The sequence below is a fragment of the Agromyces sp. NPDC058136 genome (assembly GCF_042884375.1).
Taxonomy (GTDB): Bacteria; Actinomycetota; Actinomycetes; order Actinomycetales; family Microbacteriaceae; genus Agromyces.
Genome location: NZ_JBHVUA010000001.1, coordinates 1,097,966 through 1,116,530 on the forward strand (window position 1 = coordinate 1,097,966; position 18,565 = coordinate 1,116,530).

General features: G+C 71.5%; 16 protein-coding genes. 3 read left to right on the plus strand and 13 right to left on the minus strand.

Features of this window, described 5'->3' with window-relative positions:
• Positions 1–15 precede the first annotated feature (15 nt).
• Genes ACFVTX_RS05220 through ACFVTX_RS05240 form a run of 5 tightly spaced genes read right to left on the minus strand, consistent with a single transcriptional unit; the run spans position 16 to position 4,972 of the window.
• Positions 16–1,134: a DegT/DnrJ/EryC1/StrS family aminotransferase gene (locus ACFVTX_RS05220; RefSeq protein WP_386898495.1), complete on the minus strand. Its 1,119-nt coding sequence runs from the start codon at positions 1,132–1,134 to the stop codon at positions 16–18.
• Positions 1,131–1,757, minus strand: a complete 627-nt coding sequence (locus ACFVTX_RS05225; protein WP_386898496.1) for an acetyltransferase — start codon at positions 1,755–1,757, stop codon at positions 1,131–1,133. The genes ACFVTX_RS05220 and ACFVTX_RS05225 overlap by 4 nt, the downstream gene beginning before the upstream one ends.
• A 1-nt stretch (position 1,758) precedes the next feature.
• Positions 1,759–2,922, minus strand: coding sequence for a DegT/DnrJ/EryC1/StrS family aminotransferase (locus ACFVTX_RS05230; protein WP_386898497.1), 1,164 nt, complete (start codon positions 2,920–2,922; stop codon positions 1,759–1,761).
• Positions 2,919–3,914 carry an NAD-dependent epimerase/dehydratase family protein gene (locus ACFVTX_RS05235; RefSeq protein WP_386898498.1) on the minus strand — a complete coding sequence of 332 codons (996 nt, stop codon included), beginning with the start codon at positions 3,912–3,914 and terminating at the stop codon, positions 2,919–2,921. The genes ACFVTX_RS05230 and ACFVTX_RS05235 overlap by 4 nt, the downstream gene beginning before the upstream one ends.
• Positions 3,911–4,972, minus strand: a complete 1,062-nt coding sequence (locus ACFVTX_RS05240; RefSeq protein ID WP_386898499.1) for a Gfo/Idh/MocA family protein — start codon at positions 4,970–4,972, stop codon at positions 3,911–3,913. Before ACFVTX_RS05240 ends, ACFVTX_RS05235 begins: the two co-directional genes overlap by 4 nt.
• Before the next feature lie 313 nt (positions 4,973–5,285).
• Between ACFVTX_RS05240 and ACFVTX_RS05245 the strand changes: the two genes are divergently transcribed.
• Positions 5,286–10,022, plus strand: coding sequence for a DUF4082 domain-containing protein (locus tag ACFVTX_RS05245; protein WP_386898500.1), 4,737 nt, complete (start codon positions 5,286–5,288; stop codon positions 10,020–10,022).
• 57 nt (positions 10,023–10,079) lie between these two features.
• On the opposite strand, the gene ACFVTX_RS05250 is transcribed toward ACFVTX_RS05245, so the two are convergent.
• The 6 genes from ACFVTX_RS05250 to pip form a co-directional block, all read right to left on the minus strand.
• On the minus strand, positions 10,080–11,090 hold the full coding sequence (locus tag ACFVTX_RS05250; RefSeq protein WP_386898501.1) for a TolB family protein: 1,011 nt from the start codon (positions 11,088–11,090) through the stop codon (positions 10,080–10,082).
• Positions 11,087–12,445 carry an MFS transporter gene (locus ACFVTX_RS05255; RefSeq protein WP_386898502.1) on the minus strand — a complete coding sequence of 453 codons (1,359 nt, stop codon included), beginning with the start codon at positions 12,443–12,445 and terminating at the stop codon, positions 11,087–11,089. The genes ACFVTX_RS05250 and ACFVTX_RS05255 overlap by 4 nt, the downstream gene beginning before the upstream one ends.
• Before the next feature lie 4 nt (positions 12,446–12,449).
• Entirely contained in the window at positions 12,450–13,112 is a 663-nt protein-coding gene (locus ACFVTX_RS05260) for a hypothetical protein (RefSeq protein ID WP_386898503.1), read from the minus strand.
• 97 nt (positions 13,113–13,209) lie between these two features.
• The gene (locus tag ACFVTX_RS05265; RefSeq protein WP_386898504.1) at positions 13,210–13,458 is read right to left on the minus strand and encodes a hypothetical protein; all 249 of its coding nucleotides are present in this window, start codon (positions 13,456–13,458) and stop codon (positions 13,210–13,212) included.
• A gap of 155 nt (positions 13,459–13,613) precedes the next feature.
• Positions 13,614–14,501: a neutral zinc metallopeptidase gene (locus ACFVTX_RS05270; protein ID WP_386898505.1), complete on the minus strand. Its 888-nt coding sequence runs from the start codon at positions 14,499–14,501 to the stop codon at positions 13,614–13,616.
• A 9-nt stretch (positions 14,502–14,510) separates the two neighbouring features.
• Entirely contained in the window at positions 14,511–15,563 is a 1,053-nt protein-coding gene (pip, locus tag ACFVTX_RS05275) for a prolyl aminopeptidase (protein ID WP_386898506.1), read from the minus strand.
• A gap of 83 nt (positions 15,564–15,646) precedes the next feature.
• Between pip and ACFVTX_RS05280 the strand changes: the two genes are divergently transcribed.
• Positions 15,647–16,657, plus strand: coding sequence for a malate dehydrogenase (locus ACFVTX_RS05280; RefSeq protein ID WP_386898507.1), 1,011 nt, complete (start codon positions 15,647–15,649; stop codon positions 16,655–16,657).
• Between the two features lie 29 nt (positions 16,658–16,686).
• Entirely contained in the window at positions 16,687–16,860 is a 174-nt protein-coding gene (locus ACFVTX_RS05285) for an HPP family protein (protein ID WP_386898508.1), read from the plus strand.
• 72 nt (positions 16,861–16,932) lie between these two features.
• Here the strand turns inward: ACFVTX_RS05285 and ACFVTX_RS05290 are convergent, their stop codons facing one another.
• Complete coding sequence (locus ACFVTX_RS05290) at positions 16,933–17,730, minus strand: TetR/AcrR family transcriptional regulator (protein ID WP_386898509.1); 798 nt, start codon at positions 17,728–17,730, stop codon at positions 16,933–16,935.
• 37 nt (positions 17,731–17,767) lie between these two features.
• Positions 17,768–18,523: an alpha/beta hydrolase gene (locus ACFVTX_RS05295; RefSeq protein ID WP_386898510.1), complete on the minus strand. Its 756-nt coding sequence runs from the start codon at positions 18,521–18,523 to the stop codon at positions 17,768–17,770.
• Between the last annotated feature and the right edge of the window lie 42 nt (positions 18,524–18,565).

Sequence of the window (18,565 nt, forward strand, 5' to 3'; positions counted from 1 at the left end):
GCGCCGGCGGGCATCTCAGACGCTCCTGCGCAGCGACTCGACCACATGCAGCTGCTGATGCTCCGTCAGGTGCGGGAACATCGGCAGCGAGAGGATGCGACGCGCCGCCGACTCCGCGACCGGGAACTGCCCCGGCCGGTAGCCCAGGTCGGCGTAGGCGGGGCTCAGGTGGAGCGGCGTCGGGTAGTGGATGCCCGCGCCCACACCCCGCCGGCCGAGTTCCGCGAGCACCCGGTCGCGCTCGTCGACCCGGACGACGTACAGATGCCAGACGTCGTCGTTGCCCGCCCGCACGGACGGCGGGCGAACCGCCGGCAGGTCGAGGAGGAGCTCGTCGTACCGGGTGGCGATCGCGCGGCGCGCGGCGTTCCAGCCGTCGAGCCGGCGCAGCTTCGCGCGGAGCACGGTCGCCTGGACCGCGTCGAGCCGGGAGTTGATCCCCGCCCGTTCGTGCACGTACTTCACGGAGCTGCCGTGCGCGGCGGTGCTGCGCACCAGCTCGGCGAGCTCCGCGTCGTCGGTCAGCACGGCCCCCGCGTCGCCGGCGGCGCCGAGGTTCTTCCCCGGGTAGAAGCTCGTGGCGGCGATGCGTCCCATCGCACCCGCACGACCGGCCGTCGAGGATGCCCCCTGCGACTGCGCGGCATCCTCGACGAGGTGGAGCCCGTGCCGCTCGGCGATCGGCACGAGCCCCTCGACCGGGGCGGTCTGGCCGTAGAGGTGGACCGGGACGACGGCGCGCGTGCGGTCCGTCACCGCCGCGGCGACCGCCGCAGGGTCGATGAGCAGGTGGTCGTCGTCGACGTCGACGAACACGGGTACGGCGCCGATGCGGGTGACCGCCTCCGCCGTCGCGATGAACGTGTTGACGGGGAGGACCACCTCGTCGCCCGGGCGGACGCCGACCGCGCGCAGGGCGAGCTCGACGGCGTCGGTGCCGTTGCCCGCACCGACGCAGTGCCGCACCCCGATGTACGCGGCGAACTCCCGCTCGAATGCTGCGACCTCCGCACCGCCGATGAACTCGGCGCTCTCGAGCTGCGCGCGCCACACCGGCATCACCTCGTCGGCGATCTCGGCCTGCTGGGCGGCCAGGTCGAGGAAGGGCACCTGGACCGCGAGCTCGACGGTCATGTCCGCACCCCGAGTCGCCTCGCGGGCACCCCTGCCCAGGTCTCGCCCTCCGGGACGTCCTCGAGCACGACCGCCCCCATCCCGATCGTCGCGCCTGCGCCGACCAGGACACCCGGCCGGACGGAGGCGTTCATGCCCAGGTAGGCCGCTCGGCCGAGGCGCACGCCGCCACCGAGCGCGACGCCCGCGGCGAGCGTCGCGTAGTCATCGATGCGGCAGTCGTGCGTGATCGTGGCCCCGGGCATCGCGACGACGTGGGCACCGATGACGGCGTCGGCCGTGATCGTCACGCCGGCCAGCAGGATCGACCCCTCGCCGACGGGGCACGCCCCGGGGTTGCGGACCGTCGGGTCGAGCACCGAGGCGTAGCGCACGACGCCGCCGCGCGACATCCGCTCGACGATCGCCGCCCGGACCCGCCCCGCACCGATGCAGACGAGCACGTCGGCGTCGGGGTGGAGTGCGACCTCGTCGACGCCGCCGAGCACGGGCACCCCGTCGACCTCGCCCGGCAGCTCGCCGCGCCGGTCGTCGAGCAGGCCGAGCACCTCCCGGCCGGCTTCGCGCAGAAGCGGGAGAACCTCGCGCGCCAGCCCGCTCGCCCCGACGAGCAGCACGGACACGTCAGCCCGCCCCGGACTCGCGGATCACGCGTACGACGCGGTCGAGCTCATCGCCGGTCATCTGGTGGAAGAGCGGCAGGATGAGGGTTGCGTCGGTGAGCCGTTCGGTGACCGGCAGCGGGACTGTGCCGCTGTCGCGACCCGAGTAGGCGGGCTGGCGATGCGCGGCCATGATCCCGCGGCGCGCCGAGATGCCGTCCTCGGCGAGCGCGAGCAGCAGCTGCTCGCGGTCGAGCGGGTACTCCGCTCCGACTTCGAGCCAGAGCGACTGGAAGTTGCCGGTGCCCCACTCCGGGTCGGCGACGAGACGGATCCCGGGCACGCCGGCGAGGCCCGCCCGGTATCGCTCCGCGTTCGCGCGACGGACGTCGACGACTTCGGCGAGCCGGCCCAGCTGCACGAGCCCCACGGCCGCCTGGAGGTCGGTCATCCGGTAGTTGAACCCGACCTCGCCGTACTCCTCGGGGGGCGAGACGAGGCTCGCGTGCCGCTCGACGGCCGAGAGGCTCATCGCATGCTCGCGCAGGCGTCGGGCGCGCGCCGCCCAGTCGGCGTCGTCGGTGGTCAGCATGCCGCCCTCGCCGGTGGTGAGGATCTTGCGGGGGTGGAACGACCAGGTCGCGACGGCGGCGCCCGCCCCGACGGGACGGCCGCGATACGTGGAACCGGCCCCGCACGCGGCATCCTCGATGACGACGATTCCCCGCGGGTCGCACAGCGCCCGGATCGGGTCGAGGTCGACCGGCACGCCGCCCTGGTCGACGACGATGACGGCACGGGTCGCCGGGGTGAGCGCCGCCGCGATCGTGTCGGCGGTCACGTTGCCGTCGACGGCGTCGACATCGGCGAAGACCGGACGCGCGCCCACGTAGCTCGGGGCATTCGCGGTGGCGATGAACGAGAAGCTCGGCACGACGACGTCGTCGCCCGCATCGATGCCCGCGACGACGAGCGCGAGGTGCAGCGCCGTGGTGCAGCTCGAGACGGCGACGGCCTCGGCGGCCTGCATCGCCTCGGCGAAGGCCCGTTCGAACTCGCCGACCTTCGGGCCCTGCGCGACCCACCCCGACTCGATGACCTCGGTGACCGCGGCCACCTCCTCGGCGCCGAGCCACGGCTGCATCACGTTGATCCGGGTGAGGCCCGCGGCGCCGGCCGCGTTCATGACACGCCCACCGTGCGTTCGGCGGCGATCTCGTCCCGCAGCGGCGTCCACCAGTCGACGAGGGCCCGAAGCCCCTCGTCGAGCCCGATCGTCGCCTCGAACCCGAGGTCGCGCTTCGCCGCGCCGGTGTCGGCGAGCCGGCGTACGACGCCGTTCACGGCGCGCTCGGGGCCGTGCTCGACACCCAGGTCGCTGCCCATCACGTCGATGAGCGCCTCCGCGAGCTCGAGCAGGCTCGTCTCGGTCCCGCTCGCGATGTTGTAGACGCCCTCGACGACCCCGCTCCGCGCAGCGAGCACGTTCGCACGCGCGATGTCGGGTACGCAGACGAAGTCCATCGTCTGGCGGCCGTCGCCGAAGACGAGCGGCGGCCTGCCGTCGGCGATGCGCTCCATCCACCGCACGAGCACCTCGGTGTATGCGCCGTGGACGTCCATGCGCGGCCCGTACACGTTGAAGTAGCGCAGCAGCACGTAGTCGAGGCCGCGCATGGCACGGAAGCTGCGGATCAGACCCTCGTTGAACGACTTCGCGGCGCCGTAGAGCGTGTCGTTGTTGTGGTGGTGGTGGCGTTCACCGGTCGGGAACTCCTCGGCCATCCCGTACACCGAGGCGCTCGATGCGGCGACGAGCTTGTCGACCCCCCGGTCGGCGGCCGCCTCGACGACGTTGAAGGTCCCGTCCACGAGCACCTCGAGCGCCAATCGCGGCTCTTCGGCGCACTGCGTGATCCGGATCGCCGCCTGGTGGAACACGAGGTGCTTGCCGACGGTGAGGTCGTGCACGAGGTCGCGATCGCGGATGTCGCCGTCGACGAAGTCCACCCGTCCGGACGCGAGCGCGCTCTCGAGGTTGCCCATCCGGCCGCGCACGAGGTTGTCGAGCACGTCGACGTGCGCGACACCGGCGTCGAGCAGCTGGTCGACGAGCGTGGATCCGATCGTGCCGGCGCCGCCGGTCACCAGGACGTCCGCGCCCGTGAGCTCGCTCATCGCGCACCGCCTGCGAGCTCGGGCTCGGCGGTCTCGAGAACGCTCAGGTCGCCACCTCGCGCGAGACTCCGGCTCGCGGCCTCCAGCACCGCGAGGACCCGCAGTCCGGCATCGCCGTCGGTGTGCGCCTCGCGGCCTTCGAGGATCGCCGCTGCGAACTCCGACACCATGGCGTCGAGTGCCTCGCGCTCGGAGAGGGCGGGCGCCCACGTGTCGCCGAGCCGGTACGAGACCGTGGCGACTCGTCGCTCGAGGCTGTCGAGGGCCTGGGTCTGCAGGTCCACCCCTCGGTCGTACACGCTGATGCGCTGCTGCGGGTTGAGGTCGTCCCAGACGAGGGTGCGGCGAGAGCCGCCGATGATCATCTGCCGGACCTTCGTCGGGCTCAGCCAGTTGACGTGCGCGTGGGCGATCGCACCGCTCGGCAGCGGGAGGGTGAGGTAGCCGATGCACGCCTTGCCGGCGCCGAGCGGGTCGGCGCCGAGCGCGCCCACGCCGATCGGGCGGAGGCCGCCGGGGAGCACGAAGTCGATGATCGAGAGGTCGTGCGGGGCGAGGTCCCAGAACACGTCGACGTCGGGTTGGATGAGTCCGAGGTTGATGCGCACCGAATCGACGAAGAGGATGTCGCCGAGCTCGCCTGCCGCGATCAGGTCGCGGATCTTCCGCACCGCGGGCGTGTAGCAGTAGGTGTGGTCGGTCATCAGCACGACGCCGGCCGCATGCGCGGCATCGACCATCTCGTGCGCTCGTTCGCTCGAGTCCGCGATCGGCTTCTCGACGACGACGTGCTTGCCTGCGGCGATCGCCTGGAGCGCGACGGCGTGGTGGGTTCGCGCGGGGGTGGCAATCGCGACGGCGTCGATCGTCGGGTCGGCGAGCACGTCCGCGAGGTCCGTCGCCACGCGCACTCCGCCGAAGCGGGCGGAGAGCGCCTCGGCCCGATCGAGATCGAGGTCGCAGATCGCCGCGAGGTTCCACTCGGAACTGCCGGCGAAGTTCCTCGCGAGGTTCGGCCCCCAGTACCCCGCACCGATGACAGCGACGGAAACAGTCATGGCAACTCCTCGTTCGGGTGGGCCCTGCGGCGAGGATGGCGCGGGTCCGGGTAGTGGCCCATGCCGGCGACGGTCGGGAAAGACGTCGCCGGCGAGCATCAGAATCGCAGAGCATTCCTCAGGTTTGCAGCCCCAGTTCAGGGGATGCTCCCCCATCGACCCCCGCCGGCCCGCCGCGAGCACCCCTCGAGTGCCATCCGAACTGGGGGCAGAGGATATCGCCGCCGAGGAGTAGTACAGAGGCGAATGGGATGTGCGTGACACCGTCCGCCAACCCGCATCGCTCGCAACCGGATTACAGGAGGCGCGAGCCGTGATCACGAGAACCCCCGCCCCGCCTGCACCCCGACCGAACCCGCATCCGCGCCGCCGCCTCGTCAGCATGGCGATCCTGCCGGTCCTTCTGGCCTCGCTCGGGGTCACCGTCGCGACACAGGCCGTCGCGGCCGAGTGCGCCAATCCCATCGTGTGCGAGAACGCGCTGCCGGGCACCGACCCGTCGGTCTGGGACATCGACGGAGCGGGCGACTCGTCGATCCAGGGGTTCGCGACCGACATCAGCGTGACGGTCGGCAACCGGATCGACTTCAAGATCGACACGACCGCGCGCAACTACACGATCGACATCTACCGCACCGGCTGGTACCAGGGACTCGGCGCCCGGAAGATCACGAGCGTCACGCCGAGCGCGACCCTTCCGCAGCGTCAGCCCCAGTGCATCACGGACGTCAAGACCGAACTCGTCGACTGCGGCAACTGGGGCGTCTCAGCCTCGTGGAACGTGCCGGCGACCGCCGTCTCCGGGGTCTACCTCGCCCACCTCACGCGAACCGACACCGGCGGACAGAGCCACATCATGTTCGTCGTGCGCAACCCGGCCTCGACGGCGAAGATCCTGTTCCAGACGTCCGACACCACCTGGCAGGCGTACAACTCGTACGGCGGGTCCGACTTCTACACGGGCGGGGCGAACGGCCGCGCCTACAAGATCAGCTACAACCGCCCGATCGTGACCCGCGACGGCATCACGAGGCGCGACTTCTACTTCTCGTCCGAGTTCGCCATGGTGAGGTTCCTCGAACGCAACGGGTACGACACCACCTATGCGAGCGGGGTCGACACCGACCGGTACGGGGCCGAGCTGCTGGACCACAAGATCTTCCTCTCGGTCGGGCACGACGAGTACTGGTCGGGTGCGCAGCGCGCCAACGTCCAGAAGGCCCGCGATGCGGGCGTCAACATCCAGTTCCTCGGCGGCAACGACATCTACTGGCGTACGCGGTACGAGAAGTCGGCCGACCCGTCGGCGACGCCGTACCGCACCCTCGTCAGCTACAAGGAGACCTGGTCGTACCAGAAGATCGACCCGTCCCCCGAGTGGACCGGCACCTGGCGCGACCCGGAGTACGCGCCCGCGTCGGCAGGCGGGAACTCGCCCGAGAACTCGCTCATCGGCACGATGTACATGGTCAACCACGACGATCTCGCGGTCACCGTCTCCGCCGCGGAGGGAAAGAACCGGCTGTGGCGGAACACCTCGCTCGCCTCGCTGCCGGCGAACGGTTCGGCCGCGCTCGCGCCGCACACGGTCGGGTACGAATCGAACGAGGACGTCGACAACGGGCGCAGGCCGCCGGGTCTCATCCGGCTCTCGACGACGGTGGGCGATGTGCCCGAGTATCTGGAGGACTTCGGCAACACCGTTTCGCCGGGCCGTACCGAGCATCACCTCACGCTCTACCGCGCCGCGAGCGGCGCCCTGGTCTTCTCCGCCGGGACCGTCCAGTGGGCATGGGGTCTCGACGCTACGCACGACGGCAACGGCGCGCCCGCCGACTCCCGCATGCAACAGGCCCAGGTCAACCTGCTCGCAGACATGGGGGCGCTGCCCGCCACCCTCCAGCCGGGATTGGCGGCGACCACGCCGAGCACGGATGCCACGCCGCCGACGCTCGCGATCACCTCGCCCTCCTCCGGCACGCCGGTCGTGAACGGGCAGACCGTCACCCTCACCGGCACGGCCGCCGACGTGGGCGGCGTCGTCGCCGGCGTCGAGGTCTCGACCGACGGCGGCACCACCTGGCGACCCGCCACGGGTCGCGCGTCGTGGAGCTACACCTTCACGGCGCACGGCATGGGTGCGGTGCCCGTTCTCGCACGTGCCATCGACGACAGCGCCAACTTCCCGGCGCAGGCCACGCAGATAACGCTGCAGACATCCGGACCGTACTCGGCATTCGGCGCCGAGAAGCCGAAGCTCGCAGACTCGGGCGGAACCGACGCCACGGAGCTCGGCATGCGGTTCTCGCCGACGGTCGCCGGCGCAGTGTCTGGCGTGCGCTTCTACAAGAGCGCCGGCAACACGGGCACCCACACCGGATCGCTCTGGGGGCCCGGCGGAACGCTCCTGGCCACCGGGACCTTCACGGGCGAGACGGCGAGCGGCTGGCAGGAGCTGCGGTTCGAGAACCCCGTCCCCGTGGACGTCGACACCACGTACACGGTGTCGTACTGGGCGCCGAGGGGGCACTATGCCGCCGACGCCTACGCGTTCGCCGCCGGCGGGATGACCCGCGACCCGATCTCCCTTCCCGGCGGCTTCGGCGTCACGCCCGCAGGGGTCTACGGCGGGGCGGGCCAGATGCCGGTGAGCTCGTGGAAGTACAGCAACTACTTCGTCGACGTCATCTTCGAGACGGGCGACGTCTCCCCGTTGAGCGCGACTTCCCGCTGGCCCGCGCCAGGGGCGACCGACGTGCCGACGACGACCGTCGTCTCGGCGACCTTCACGAAACCGGTCACGACGTACTCGGCCGCGGTCACCGACCAGCTGGGCGCCACGGTCGCCGGCGCGACGGCGTACGACGCGGCGACCCGCACGCTGACCTTCACCCCTTCGGCTCCGCTGCAGAACTTCGTCGAATACACGGTGCGTCTCACCGCGAGCACGTCAACGGGCACGCCGCTCTCCTCGGGGGCCACGTGGACGTTCCGGACCGTGCGTCCGGATCCGGCCGATGCGGTGTGCCCGTGCCGTCTGTTCTCCGACTCGACGACACCGGGCATCCTGCAGGATCCCGACAACTCGAACCTGGTGCTGGGCACGGCGTTCAAGCCCGTGATCGACGGCACCGTCTCGGGCATGGCGTTCTACAAGGCCGCCGGCAACACCGGCACGCACACTGGCTCGTTGTGGACCTCGACCGGCACGCTGCTGACGAGCGGCACGTTCACGAACGAATCGGCGAGCGGCTGGCAGAAGCTCACCTTCGCCAATCCCGTCGCCGTGAAGGCGGGCACGGAGTACGTCATCTCGTACCGGGCACCGAACGGGCGCTACTCGGCGACGGTCGGCGCCTTCGCCCAGCCGATCGACGCGGGTCCGCTGACGATTCCGGCGAGCGCGGGCGCCTTCGCGTACAGCGGTGACTTCCCGGCCTCGCGCACCACGACGAGCTACCTCGTCGATGTCGTCTTCGACCGCGGCAGCCCGCGTCTGGCGGTCACCGCGACCTCGCCGCCCGAGAACGCGACCAACGTCGCGCCGGACTCGAACATCTCCGTGACCTTCAACGGCGAGATCGCCGCCGGGGCGACGCTGAGCGCCACCGCGGGCGGCACGGCGGTGGCCGGATCGCTCTCCCTCTCCGCCGACCGCAGGGTGCTGACGTTCGACCCCACGGGCATGCTCCCGGCCGGCGCCACGGTGACGGTGAGCTCCAAGAACGTCGCGTCGCAGGGGTCGATGGGGACCCTCGCCGACCGGCAGTGGAGCTTCACCGTCGCCGCGGCCGCGCCGACCGGCGAGTTCTCCCTCTTCACCGGGCAGACCCCGGCGGTCGCGGCCGCGAGCGACTCCGCCTCGATCGAGCTCGGAATGGCATTCACGGCCTCGACGAACGGCAAGGCCCGGGGTGTCCGGTTCTACAAGGGAACCGGCAACACCGGGACGCACGTTGGTTCCCTCTGGGATGCGACGACCGGCCAGAAGCTCGCGTCGGCGACCTTCCAGAACGAGACGACGACGGGCTGGCAGCAGACGTTGTTCGCCACACCGGTCGATCTCGTCGCGGGCCGCCTCTACGTGGTCTCGTACCTCGCGCCGAAGGGGCGCTACTCGTACACGCAGGGGGTGTTCACGAGCGCCGTGACGAACGGTCCCCTCACCGCGATCGCCGATACGAACGGCCGCTATCGCTACGGAACCGGCGGGCAGATCCCCTCGTTCGGCTGGAACCAGACGAACTACTTCGTGGACGTCGTCTTCCGCAACTCGGTCGACCAGCCGATTCCCGCAACGGTCACCTCGACGACGCCCGCAGGGAACGCGACGGGCGTGGACCCGCGGACGACGGTCACGGCGGTGCTCTCCGGCCAGATCGCCGCGACACCGCAGCTCGCCCTGAAGGGTCCCGCGGGGGCGGTGGTGCAGGGCACGTCCTCGTGGAACGCCCAGTCCTCGACGCTCACGTTCACGCCGGCGAGCGCGCTGGCGGCGGCGACGAGCTATCAGGCCACTGTGACGATCAGCGGCGCGGCCGTCGACAACGGCACCTGGTCGTTCGTCACGGCCGCGGCCGCCCAGGCCGGTCCGGTGTTCTTCGGCAGCGCGACGCCGACGAACACCTCGTGGGACGACGCGGGGACGGTGCAGCTCGGACTCCGCTTCCGCTCATCCGCGGCCGTCACGGTGAGCGGGATCCGCTTCTACAAGGTCTCCGGCGATGCCGCAACGCATCAGGTCTTCCTCTGGGGAGCCGACACCTCGGCGCCGGTCGCGACGGCGACGTCGTCAGGGGAGTCGGCCTCCGGATGGCAGACCGTCCTGTTCGCCAGCCCGGTGCAGCTGGTCCCCGGCACCGAGTACCGCGCCTCGTTCCTGACGACGCGAGGCCGCTACGCGGCCGACGTCGGAACCCTCGACGATCCGATCCAGGTCGGCCCCCTCTCGACCATCGCGGACGGCGGGACGTACACGTACGGCGGTGCGATCTATCCCGCCGCGGTCGCACCGCACAACTTCTGGGTCGACATCGTGCTCACCGGCTGAACGACCGGGGCGCGGGCGATGCGTGGCCGCCTCCGCATCCCGTGCCCCGGATCGGGGTCAGCGAACGACCGACGGCGACCAGGCGTGCTCGATGACGAGTTCGGGCTCGCCTGCCCCGTCGGCTGCGACCGACCAGACGTCGCTGTCGCCCTCGGCGCCCTCCCGCGGGAGCCCGTAGACGATGCGCTCGTCGTCGAGCCATTCGACCTGGTCGTCGACGTTCCGCTTCTCCGACAGCACCACTTCCTCTCCGGACGCGAGATCGAGCACGGCGATCGCCCACCGGCCCTCCGAAGTGTCGGCAACCGTCTTCTTGTAGGCGATCCGCGTGCCGTCGGGCGACAGCGACGGGCACTCGACATCGTCCCGGATCGCCTCCAGCGTGCGGTCGCCGAGGTCACCGCGAACGAGCCAGATCCGGCCGCCCGAGGCCGCGGTGGCGTAGAACCCGTCGGTGTCGGGGATGAACGTCACGCCCCAGAAGTTCCGGTCCGCCGCCGTCACCGGTTCGCCGTTGACGGTGAAGTCGAAGTCCTCGAGGTTGCCGTGGTCGGTGTCGTCGGCGCCACGGATCACGGTGGCGGTCGAGAAGCCGGCCACGGCGTACGAATGCCCGGCGACGAAGGTCGTCGATGCGACCAGGCCCGTGCCGTCCGACACGCGGGTCCGGCTCGGCAGGCCCGGAAGCGGGGTTCCCCATACCTCCCCGAACGTCGCGTCGTACAGCCGCCACTCGAACCCGGTGACGACGCCGGGGCGTGTGTGCAGGCAGGAGAGCAGCTCGGCCGTGGCGTCGACCCGGTCGCAGGCGAGGTCGGCGAGCGCCCGCGGTCCGCCCGGGTCGTCGACCGGCACCGCGCCGACCAGACCGTACCCGTCGCCCGCCGCGGTGGAGCGGAAGACGATCCGGCCCGGTTCGAGACCCTCGAGCGGACTCGGCTCGACGGCCACTTGCGCGGGCCCGCCTTCCTGGAGGCGGAGGAACGCCGAGACGCCGTACGCCGCCGAACCGCCGAGCAGTACGACGGCAGCGACGACGACGAGCGCCCACTTCAGACGCAGGCTCACGCCCCGCGCTCCACGGAAGCAGGCTCAGAGTCCGCCGTCGAGCCCCGGCGGCCGAGCAGCATCCAGGCTGCGACGGGGATCTCGATCGCCAGCAGCACGGCGACGACCGTGAGCGCCTCGACGCGACCGATCGCGAACCAGAGCAGGCCGAATCCCGTCGATGCGATGAGCCGGGTGACCGCGACCACCGTCTGCGCCGACGCGATCCCGCTGGCGCGCGCCTCGAGGGGCGTCGCGCGCGCCGCGAGCGCCGCGAGGATGCCGTCGGTGGCCGCGTAGAACAGGCCGAGGAGCACGAGGCACCCGATCGTCGCCGCCGCCCCCGTATCGGGGATCGCGGCCAGGACGTACGTCGCGAGCAGCGCGAGGTGGCCGAGGACGAACACCCGCGCGCTGCCGACGCGATCGCTGAGACGCCCGAGCGGGACGGCGAACGCGATGAAGGCGATGTTCGTGCCGACGTAGAGCAGCGGGAACCACTCCGCGGCGAACTGGCTGCGGCTCTGCAGCACGAGGAAGATGAAGCCGTCGCCCACGGTGATCAGGCCGAACAGGCCGGCCACGATGAGCACGCGACGCAGTCGCGGGCCGGCGAGGTGCCGCCACCGGAACGGCGAGGGCCTCGCGGAGTCGTCCACGGCGGCCGCCCGCTCCCTCCGGGGCCGCTTGTCGGGAACGAGGATGCCGAGCACGATCACGCCGAGGACGGCGAACGCGAGCGAGATGATGAAGATCGTCGAGTACCCGTTCGGGATGATCCAGAGCACGGTCGCGGCGAGCAGCGGGCCGATCGCCGCACCGATCGTGTCGAGCATCCGATGCACGCCGAACGAGCGACCGAGGTTCGACGGCTCGGCGGACGCGGTGATGAGCGCGTCGCGCGGTGCGGTCCGCACGCCCTTGCCGAGCCGGTCGACGACGATGACCGCGGTCAGCGACGCGAATCCGTTCGCGAAGAGCAGCCCCACCCGTGCGATCGCAGCGATGCCGTATCCGAAGAACGCGACCCATTTCGGCCGATCGCCGCGGTCTGCCGCGTAGCCGGCGGCGACGCGTACGACGGCGCTCACCCCCTGGTAGAGGCCGTCGATGAAGCCGTAGGCCACGGTCGAGAGACCGAGCACGCCCGTGATGTAGAGCGGCAGGATCGCCGCGGTCATCTCGGATGAGATGTCGGTGAGCATGCTCACGACGCCGAGCGCGATGACGACCGACGACACGCGCGCAGAGGTCGCCCGCACCGCGGGCAGCAGCGAATCGGCGGCCCCCTTCGCCTTCGCCGCGTCGGAACCCGGCTCGGCCGCCTCGGCGCCGGGCTTCGAACGTGATCGCAGGCCGGCGAACGACAGGTACACCTGACTACCCCTCGGCTGCGGTCAGCGTGCTGGAGAGCGTGTAGCGCGTGCCTCCCGGCACCGGGGTCACGGTCACGACGATCGAGTCGCCCCCGTTCGCGAAGGCCAGCGCTCGCGATCCGCCGACCGCCGGGGCAGTCGTCGAACCGAGTCCGAGCTTGCCGAACTCGCTCGTGTAGTAGTCCAGGACCGGCTGCGGGGCGGCGTCGGTCGTCGCCTCGAACGCGGCCTGCAGTCGCCCGTCGTGCGGCGAGACCGCACTCGAGACGATCTCGGAACCGGCGAAGACGGGGACGGCCTCCGGGAAGCCCTCGACGAGGGCGCCGTCGGCGGAGGCCTGCACGGGCAGCGGATCGCTCACGAGCGGCACATGGACGATCGGGCTGGGCAGGCCCGTCTGCGTGGGCAGCGGCGCCAGCACTTCCTTGCCCGGTCCGTCGTCGCCCGACGAGCCGGGTGGATCGGTGGCCCCGGCGTCGGGCTCCGGCGCAGCCGATGCTTCGCCGTCGGAGCCCTCGCCCGACGAGTCCGACGCGCTCGCCGGCGATGACGCGCCGGCAGTTCGCGCCGTCCAGTCGACCGAGCGATCGATGACCAGGCCGACCACCAGTATCAGCAGCGCTGTCGCGACGACGGCGATCAGCACGCGCCGCATCTTCGTCGTCATCGTAGCCTCCTCGCGATGGGCGGCGTCGGGGCTACTCTAACTCCGTCCCATCGCGGCCTCCTCCCCCAGTGCTGGGGCCAGTTCGAGGCGCCTCGGTTCAGCCGACGTGCGGCCCGTCGCCGCCGCCCGCGCCGACGGCAGCGCCGGCCGCCGAGTCATCGGCGGCCGGGTCATCGGCAGCCGGAACGTCGGTGCCGGCGCCCCGTCCCCCGCCCTGGTGCGGTTCGGCGTACCAGTGATCCTGCGCGCGGGGGCAGGTGCACGCGAGCGCGATCGTCTCCTCGACACCGCCGCCTCCGCGGAAGAACTCCCGGTGCGGTACCGGTATGACACGTCGTCGTCCCATGGTCGAAACTCCCGTCGGAGCGCACTCCGTGGCGCCCCTCGACGAAGAGACGCGAGGATGCCCCGATCATGACGCAGATCCTCGGCGCGTGCTCGAGCGAGCACTCATCGCGCGTCGGCGCTCAGAGTTGCGCGGCGCTCAGAGTTGCGCGGCGCTCAGAGTTGCGCGGCGCTCACCTGGAAGGTGTTGCACGCGCCGGCGCCCTGCTCGAAGCCGGTCTCGAACCAGCGCATGCGCTGCTCGCTCGTGCCGTGGGTGAAGGTGTGCGGAGTCACCTGCCCCTGGGTCGACTGCTGGATCCGGTCGTCACCGACGGCCGAGGCGGCGCTCAACGCGTCGCGGTACTCGGACTGCGTGATCGGCTGGAGGAACGGCACCCCGCTGTCGTCGGGCACCTCCGACGCATCCGCCGCCCACGCGCCCGCGAAGCAGTCGGCCTGCAGTTCGACGCGCACCGCGTTCGAGGCGGGGCCCGTCTGACCGTCCTGCGCCTGCTCGAGGATGCCGAGCACGTTCTGCACGTGGTGGCCCCACTCGTGCGCGATGACGTACATCTCGGCGAGCGGGCCGCCGCTCGAGCCGAAGCGCTGGCGCAGCTCGTCGTAGAAGGTGACGTCGATGTAGACGGTCTGGTCGGGCGGGCAGTAGAACGGCCCCGTCGCCGAGGAGGCGTTGCCGCAGCCGGTGGTCGTGGCCTGATCGAAGAGGATGAAGTCCTGCGGGCCGACGTAGTCGAAGCCGAGCTCGGCCGACTCCTGCTCCCAGTACGCCTCGAGCGAGGCCGAGGCGCCCTGCATGCGGCACTCGACGTACTCGTTCGCGTCGGCGCCGGTCTGGCAGTGCTCGAGCGACGAGTCGCTCGCAGCGGGCGCTCCGCCGGTACCCGTTCCGCCGCCGAGCAGCCCGGTGAGGTCGACCCCGAGGAACTGCGAGAGCAGGACGAGCGCGATCACCCCGAGTCCGCCGCCGACGGCGATGCCGGTGTTGCGGCCGCGCTTCGAAGCCTTGCCGCCACGGATGTCGGCATTCGGGTTGAACGTCATGAACCGACGCTACTCCGACTCGGCGTCGGACGAGGCATCCGCGTCGCCGTCATCGATCGTGCTCGTCGCCGAGTCGGCCGCCGCCGCCCGGGCGGCGAGCACCTCCTCCTCGGCGAAGCGATCCGTCGCGGTGATGAGCGCGTCGAGGATGCCGGGCTCGTCGAACGCGTGCCCTGCGTCGTCCACGAGGGTGAACTCGGCCTCGGGCCACGCCTTGTGGAGGTCCCACGCGGTCATCACCGGGGTGCACATGTCGTAGCGGCCCTGCACGATCACCGCGGGGATGTCGCGGAGGCGCGAGGCATCCCTGATGAGCTGCCCCTCCTCCCACCAGCCGCCGTGCCGGAAGTAGTGGTTCTCGATGCGCGCGAACGCCGCCGCGTACTCGGGCGCGGTGAACCGGGCGATCGTCTCGGCCTGCGGCAGCAGCGTGATCGTCGACGACTCCCAGCGCGACCATGCGATGGCCGCCGGCTCGTAGACGAGCGGGTCGGGGTCGGAGAGCAGGCGTCCGTACGCCTCGATGAGGTGGGCGCGGTCGGCGAGCGGCACCGGCGCGAGGAACTCCTCCCACAGGTCGGGGAAGATCGCCGAGGCGCCGCCCTCGTAGAACCAGTCGAGCTCCTGCCTGCGCAGCGTGAAGATGCCGCGCAGCACCATCTCGGTCACCCGCTCGGGGTGCGTCTGCGCGTAGGCGAGCGCGAGCGCGCTTCCCCACGAGCCGCCGAACACCTGCCAGCGGTCGATGCCGAGGTGTCCGCGCAGCCGCTCCATGTCGGCGACGAGGTGCCAGGTGGTGTTGGCCGAGAGATCGGCCTCGGGCTCGGAGGCGTGCGGGATCGAGAGGCCGCAACCGCGCTGGTCGAACAGCACGATGCGGTAGCGCTCGGGGTCGAACAGGCGACGGTGCGACGGGCTGGTGCCTCCCCCGGGGCCCCCGTGCAGGAACACGACGGGCTTGCCCTCGCGGTTGCCCGACACCTCCCAGTAGATGTGCTGGCCGTCCCCCACGTCGAGCATGCCGGTCTCCAGCGGCTCGATCTCCGGATACATCTCTCGCATCTGCTCACGGTAAGCGACGAAGGGATGCCGCGACCGGTCGCCGCGCCGCAGCGACATCGTGCTCGCATGGCTAGGCTCGAACCATGGTCGCGACGAAGCCGGTCACCGTCACCCTCACGGGGGCTGGCGGCCAGATCGGGTATGCCCTCCTGTTCCGCATCGCCTCCGGGGCGATGCTCGGCACCGACGCGCCCGTGCGTCTGCGGCTGCTCGAGATCCCGCAGGGGGTGCGCGCCGCCGAGGGCGCCGCGCTCGAACTGCAGGACTCGGCGTTCCCGCTGCTCGCGGGCGTCGAGGTCTTCGACGATGCGAGGGCCGCGTTCGACGGCGCGAACGTCGCGCTGCTCGTCGGCGCCCGCCCCCGCGGCCCCGGCATGGAGCGCGGCGACCTGCTCGCCGCGAACGGCGGCATCTTCGCCCCGCAGGGAGCCGCGATCAACGCCGGCGCCGCCGACGACATCAGGGTCGTCGTCGTCGGCAATCCGGCGAACACGAACGCGCTCATCGCCGCGTCGCACGCCCCGGATGTCCCGGCCGAGCGCTTCACCGCGCTGACCCGTCTCGACCACAACCGAGCCCTCGGGCAGTTGGCGGCGACCGCCGACTCGCCCGTCGCCGCGATTCGCGGTGTGACGATCTGGGGCAACCACTCGGCGACCCAGTTCCCCGACCTCGCGCACGCGACCGCCTCCGGCGACTCGGTGCCTGCGCTGCTCACCGCACGCCTCGGCGCCGAGGGGTACCGGGCGTGGCTCGTCGAGGAGTTCATCCCCCGGGTCGCGAAGCGCGGCGCGGAGATCATCGAGGTGCGGGGTTCCTCCTCGGTGGCGTCGGCCGCGTCGGCGACGATCGACCACATGCGCGACTGGGTGCTCGGCACCGCCGGCGGGTGGACGAGCGCGGCGGTCGTCTCCGACGGCTCCTACGGGGTGCCCGAGGGGCTCATCTCCTCGTTCCCGGTCGAGTCGGTCGACGGAGCCTGGCGGATCGTGCCCGATCTCCCGGTCGACGCCTTCGCGCGTGGGCGCATCGACGCGTCGGTCGCCGAGCTCGTGGAGGAGCGCGAGGCGGTGCGGTCGCTCGGGCTCATCTGACCCCGGGCTCCGAGACCTAGACTCGAGGCATGGCCGAAACCCCCTCCCCCGCCGCCCGCCGCAAGCAGCTCATCGTCGGGCTCATCGTGGGCCTGCTGGTGGGCGTCGGCGTGAGCCTCTGGACGGGGTTCTGGCTGTGGCTCGCCGCGGGCGCGGTCGTCGGCGCCGTCGCCGGCCTGCTCATGAAGCCGCCCGCCGAGTAACGAGCCACCACCCGCCGGCCTCCCCGCTGGTCGAGGAGCGCGCGACGAAGGAGCACGCGTCTCGAGACCGACTCACGAGGCCGCGAGACGCTCCTGCGCCGCTCCTCGACCACCGCTTGCACGCGCCACGTACGCCTCGATCCCGTCGATGAGCCGTGCGAGCGCGAACTCGAACGCGTCGTTCGGCGCGTGCTCCACGGCCCCTGCGGCCTGCCCGACCCGGCCCGAGACCGGGTAGCGCTCGGGGTCCATGATCCGGTCGAGCAGCGGCGCGTTGCGCTCCCACCAGTCGTCGTCGCTCTCGGCGGTGCTGCGTTGCAGGCGCTCGGCGTCGAGGTGGGCGCGAGCGGGGCCTGCGACGAAGCCGAGCAGCATCGTGAGCACCCGGTCGAGGTCGACGTCGTCGAGGCCGAAGCCGTCGAGGGTGCGCAGGCACCACTCCCAGTGGTCGGAGATGTGCGGGCCGAGCGGCGGCCGGCTCGTGTCGATCGAGAGCAGCCACGGGTGGCGCAGGTACTCGTCCCACTGCAGGCGGGCGATGAGCGCGAGGCGCTCGCGGAGACCGCCGCGGGGGCGAGGCAGCGGCACCTCGCCCGCGACCTCGTCGACCATGAGGTCGATGAGCTCGGCGCGACCCGGCACGTAGGTGTAGACCGACATCGGCTTGAGCCCCAGCCGGTCGGCGACGCGGCGCATCGAGAGCGCCTCGATGCCCTCGTCGTCGGCGAGGCGGATCGCCGCATCGAGCACCTCGTCGACGCTCGAGCTCTGCTTCGGCCCGCGGGTGCCGACGGGTCGGCCGAGCCGTTCGCGCCAGAGCAGTCGCAGCGTCAGATCGGGCTCGTCGAGCCCCGGGGTGTCACCGGCCATGCGGGCCAGCCTACAATCCGCGTGAGGCGTACGGCGTTCAGGGTCGCGCAGCGCTCGCACCCGCGAGGAATTCGGCGACGAGCTCGGCGATCTCATCGCGAAGCTCGGCGTCGTCGCGCGTCGAGACCCCGTCGCCCGGCTGCACCCCGTAGTCGCCGAAATCGGCGTGGTTGGCGCCCTCGAGCTCGACGAACTCGGTGCGGTCGGGCAGCAGGCCCGCCGCCTCCGCGATCTTGTCGGGCGTCGAGAGACCGTCGTGCTCGCCCGAGAGGCTGAGCGCCGCGAGCCCCGACCCGGCGAGGTCGTTCGCGCAGTACGAGCCGAACAGCATGAGCCCGACCGGCTGCGGTTCGCTCGCGCCGGGCGCCGCGAGCTGGCACGCCCGCACCCCGCCGAGCGAGTGCCCGCCGACATACCACTCGTCGACGCCCGGCGCGAGCGCCGTGAAGGTCGAGAGCGGCCGCTGGTCGAAGAAGGCGAGGTTGAGCGTCGGCTTCGTGATGACGACGGTGAGACCGGATGCCTCGGCCATGCCCGAGAGCTTGTACAGGTAGGCGTACGGGTCGACCCTCGCACCTGGGATGAACACCAGCCCCTCGCCCGTGCCGCCCTCGACGGGCTCGATCACGATGCCGACCTCGTGCGAGGTGATCGCGACCGCCTCGTCGCGCCACGCCTCGAGCGCCGCCGGCCGTTCGCCCTGCATGACACTGTGCGCCCATGCGAGGAAGCCCACGACGAGGAGCGCGAGCACGGCGACGACGGCGAGGAGGACACGGAGGGCACGACGCATGCCTCAAGTCTGCCGTGTCACGTGGTGCTGCATACTTCGGCC

Excerpts from the sequence above, each read along its gene's own strand:
- ACFVTX_RS05220 (WP_386898495.1), bottom strand. The coding sequence starts at position 1,134 with ATGACCGTCGAGCTCGCGGTCCAGGTGCCCTTCCTCGACCTGGCCGCC.
- ACFVTX_RS05230 (WP_386898497.1), bottom strand. The coding sequence starts at position 2,922 with ATGAACGCGGCCGGCGCCGCGGGCCTCACCCGGATCAACGTGATGCAG.
- ACFVTX_RS05235 (WP_386898498.1), bottom strand. The coding sequence starts at position 3,914 with ATGAGCGAGCTCACGGGCGCGGACGTCCTGGTGACCGGCGGCGCCGGC.
- ACFVTX_RS05240 (WP_386898499.1), bottom strand. The coding sequence starts at position 4,972 with ATGACTGTTTCCGTCGCTGTCATCGGTGCGGGGTACTGGGGGCCGAAC.
- ACFVTX_RS05260 (WP_386898503.1), bottom strand. The coding sequence starts at position 13,112 with ATGACGACGAAGATGCGGCGCGTGCTGATCGCCGTCGTCGCGACAGCG.
- ACFVTX_RS05265 (WP_386898504.1), bottom strand. The coding sequence starts at position 13,458 with ATGGGACGACGACGTGTCATACCGGTACCGCACCGGGAGTTCTTCCGC.
- ACFVTX_RS05270 (WP_386898505.1), bottom strand. The coding sequence starts at position 14,501 with ATGACGTTCAACCCGAATGCCGACATCCGTGGCGGCAAGGCTTCGAAG.
- pip (WP_386898506.1), bottom strand. The coding sequence starts at position 15,563 with ATGCGAGAGATGTATCCGGAGATCGAGCCGCTGGAGACCGGCATGCTC.
- ACFVTX_RS05280 (WP_386898507.1), top strand. The coding sequence starts at position 15,647 with ATGGTCGCGACGAAGCCGGTCACCGTCACCCTCACGGGGGCTGGCGGC.
- ACFVTX_RS05285 (WP_386898508.1), top strand. The coding sequence starts at position 16,687 with ATGGCCGAAACCCCCTCCCCCGCCGCCCGCCGCAAGCAGCTCATCGTC.
- ACFVTX_RS05290 (WP_386898509.1), bottom strand. The coding sequence starts at position 17,730 with ATGGCCGGTGACACCCCGGGGCTCGACGAGCCCGATCTGACGCTGCGA.
- ACFVTX_RS05295 (WP_386898510.1), bottom strand. The coding sequence starts at position 18,523 with ATGCGTCGTGCCCTCCGTGTCCTCCTCGCCGTCGTCGCCGTGCTCGCG.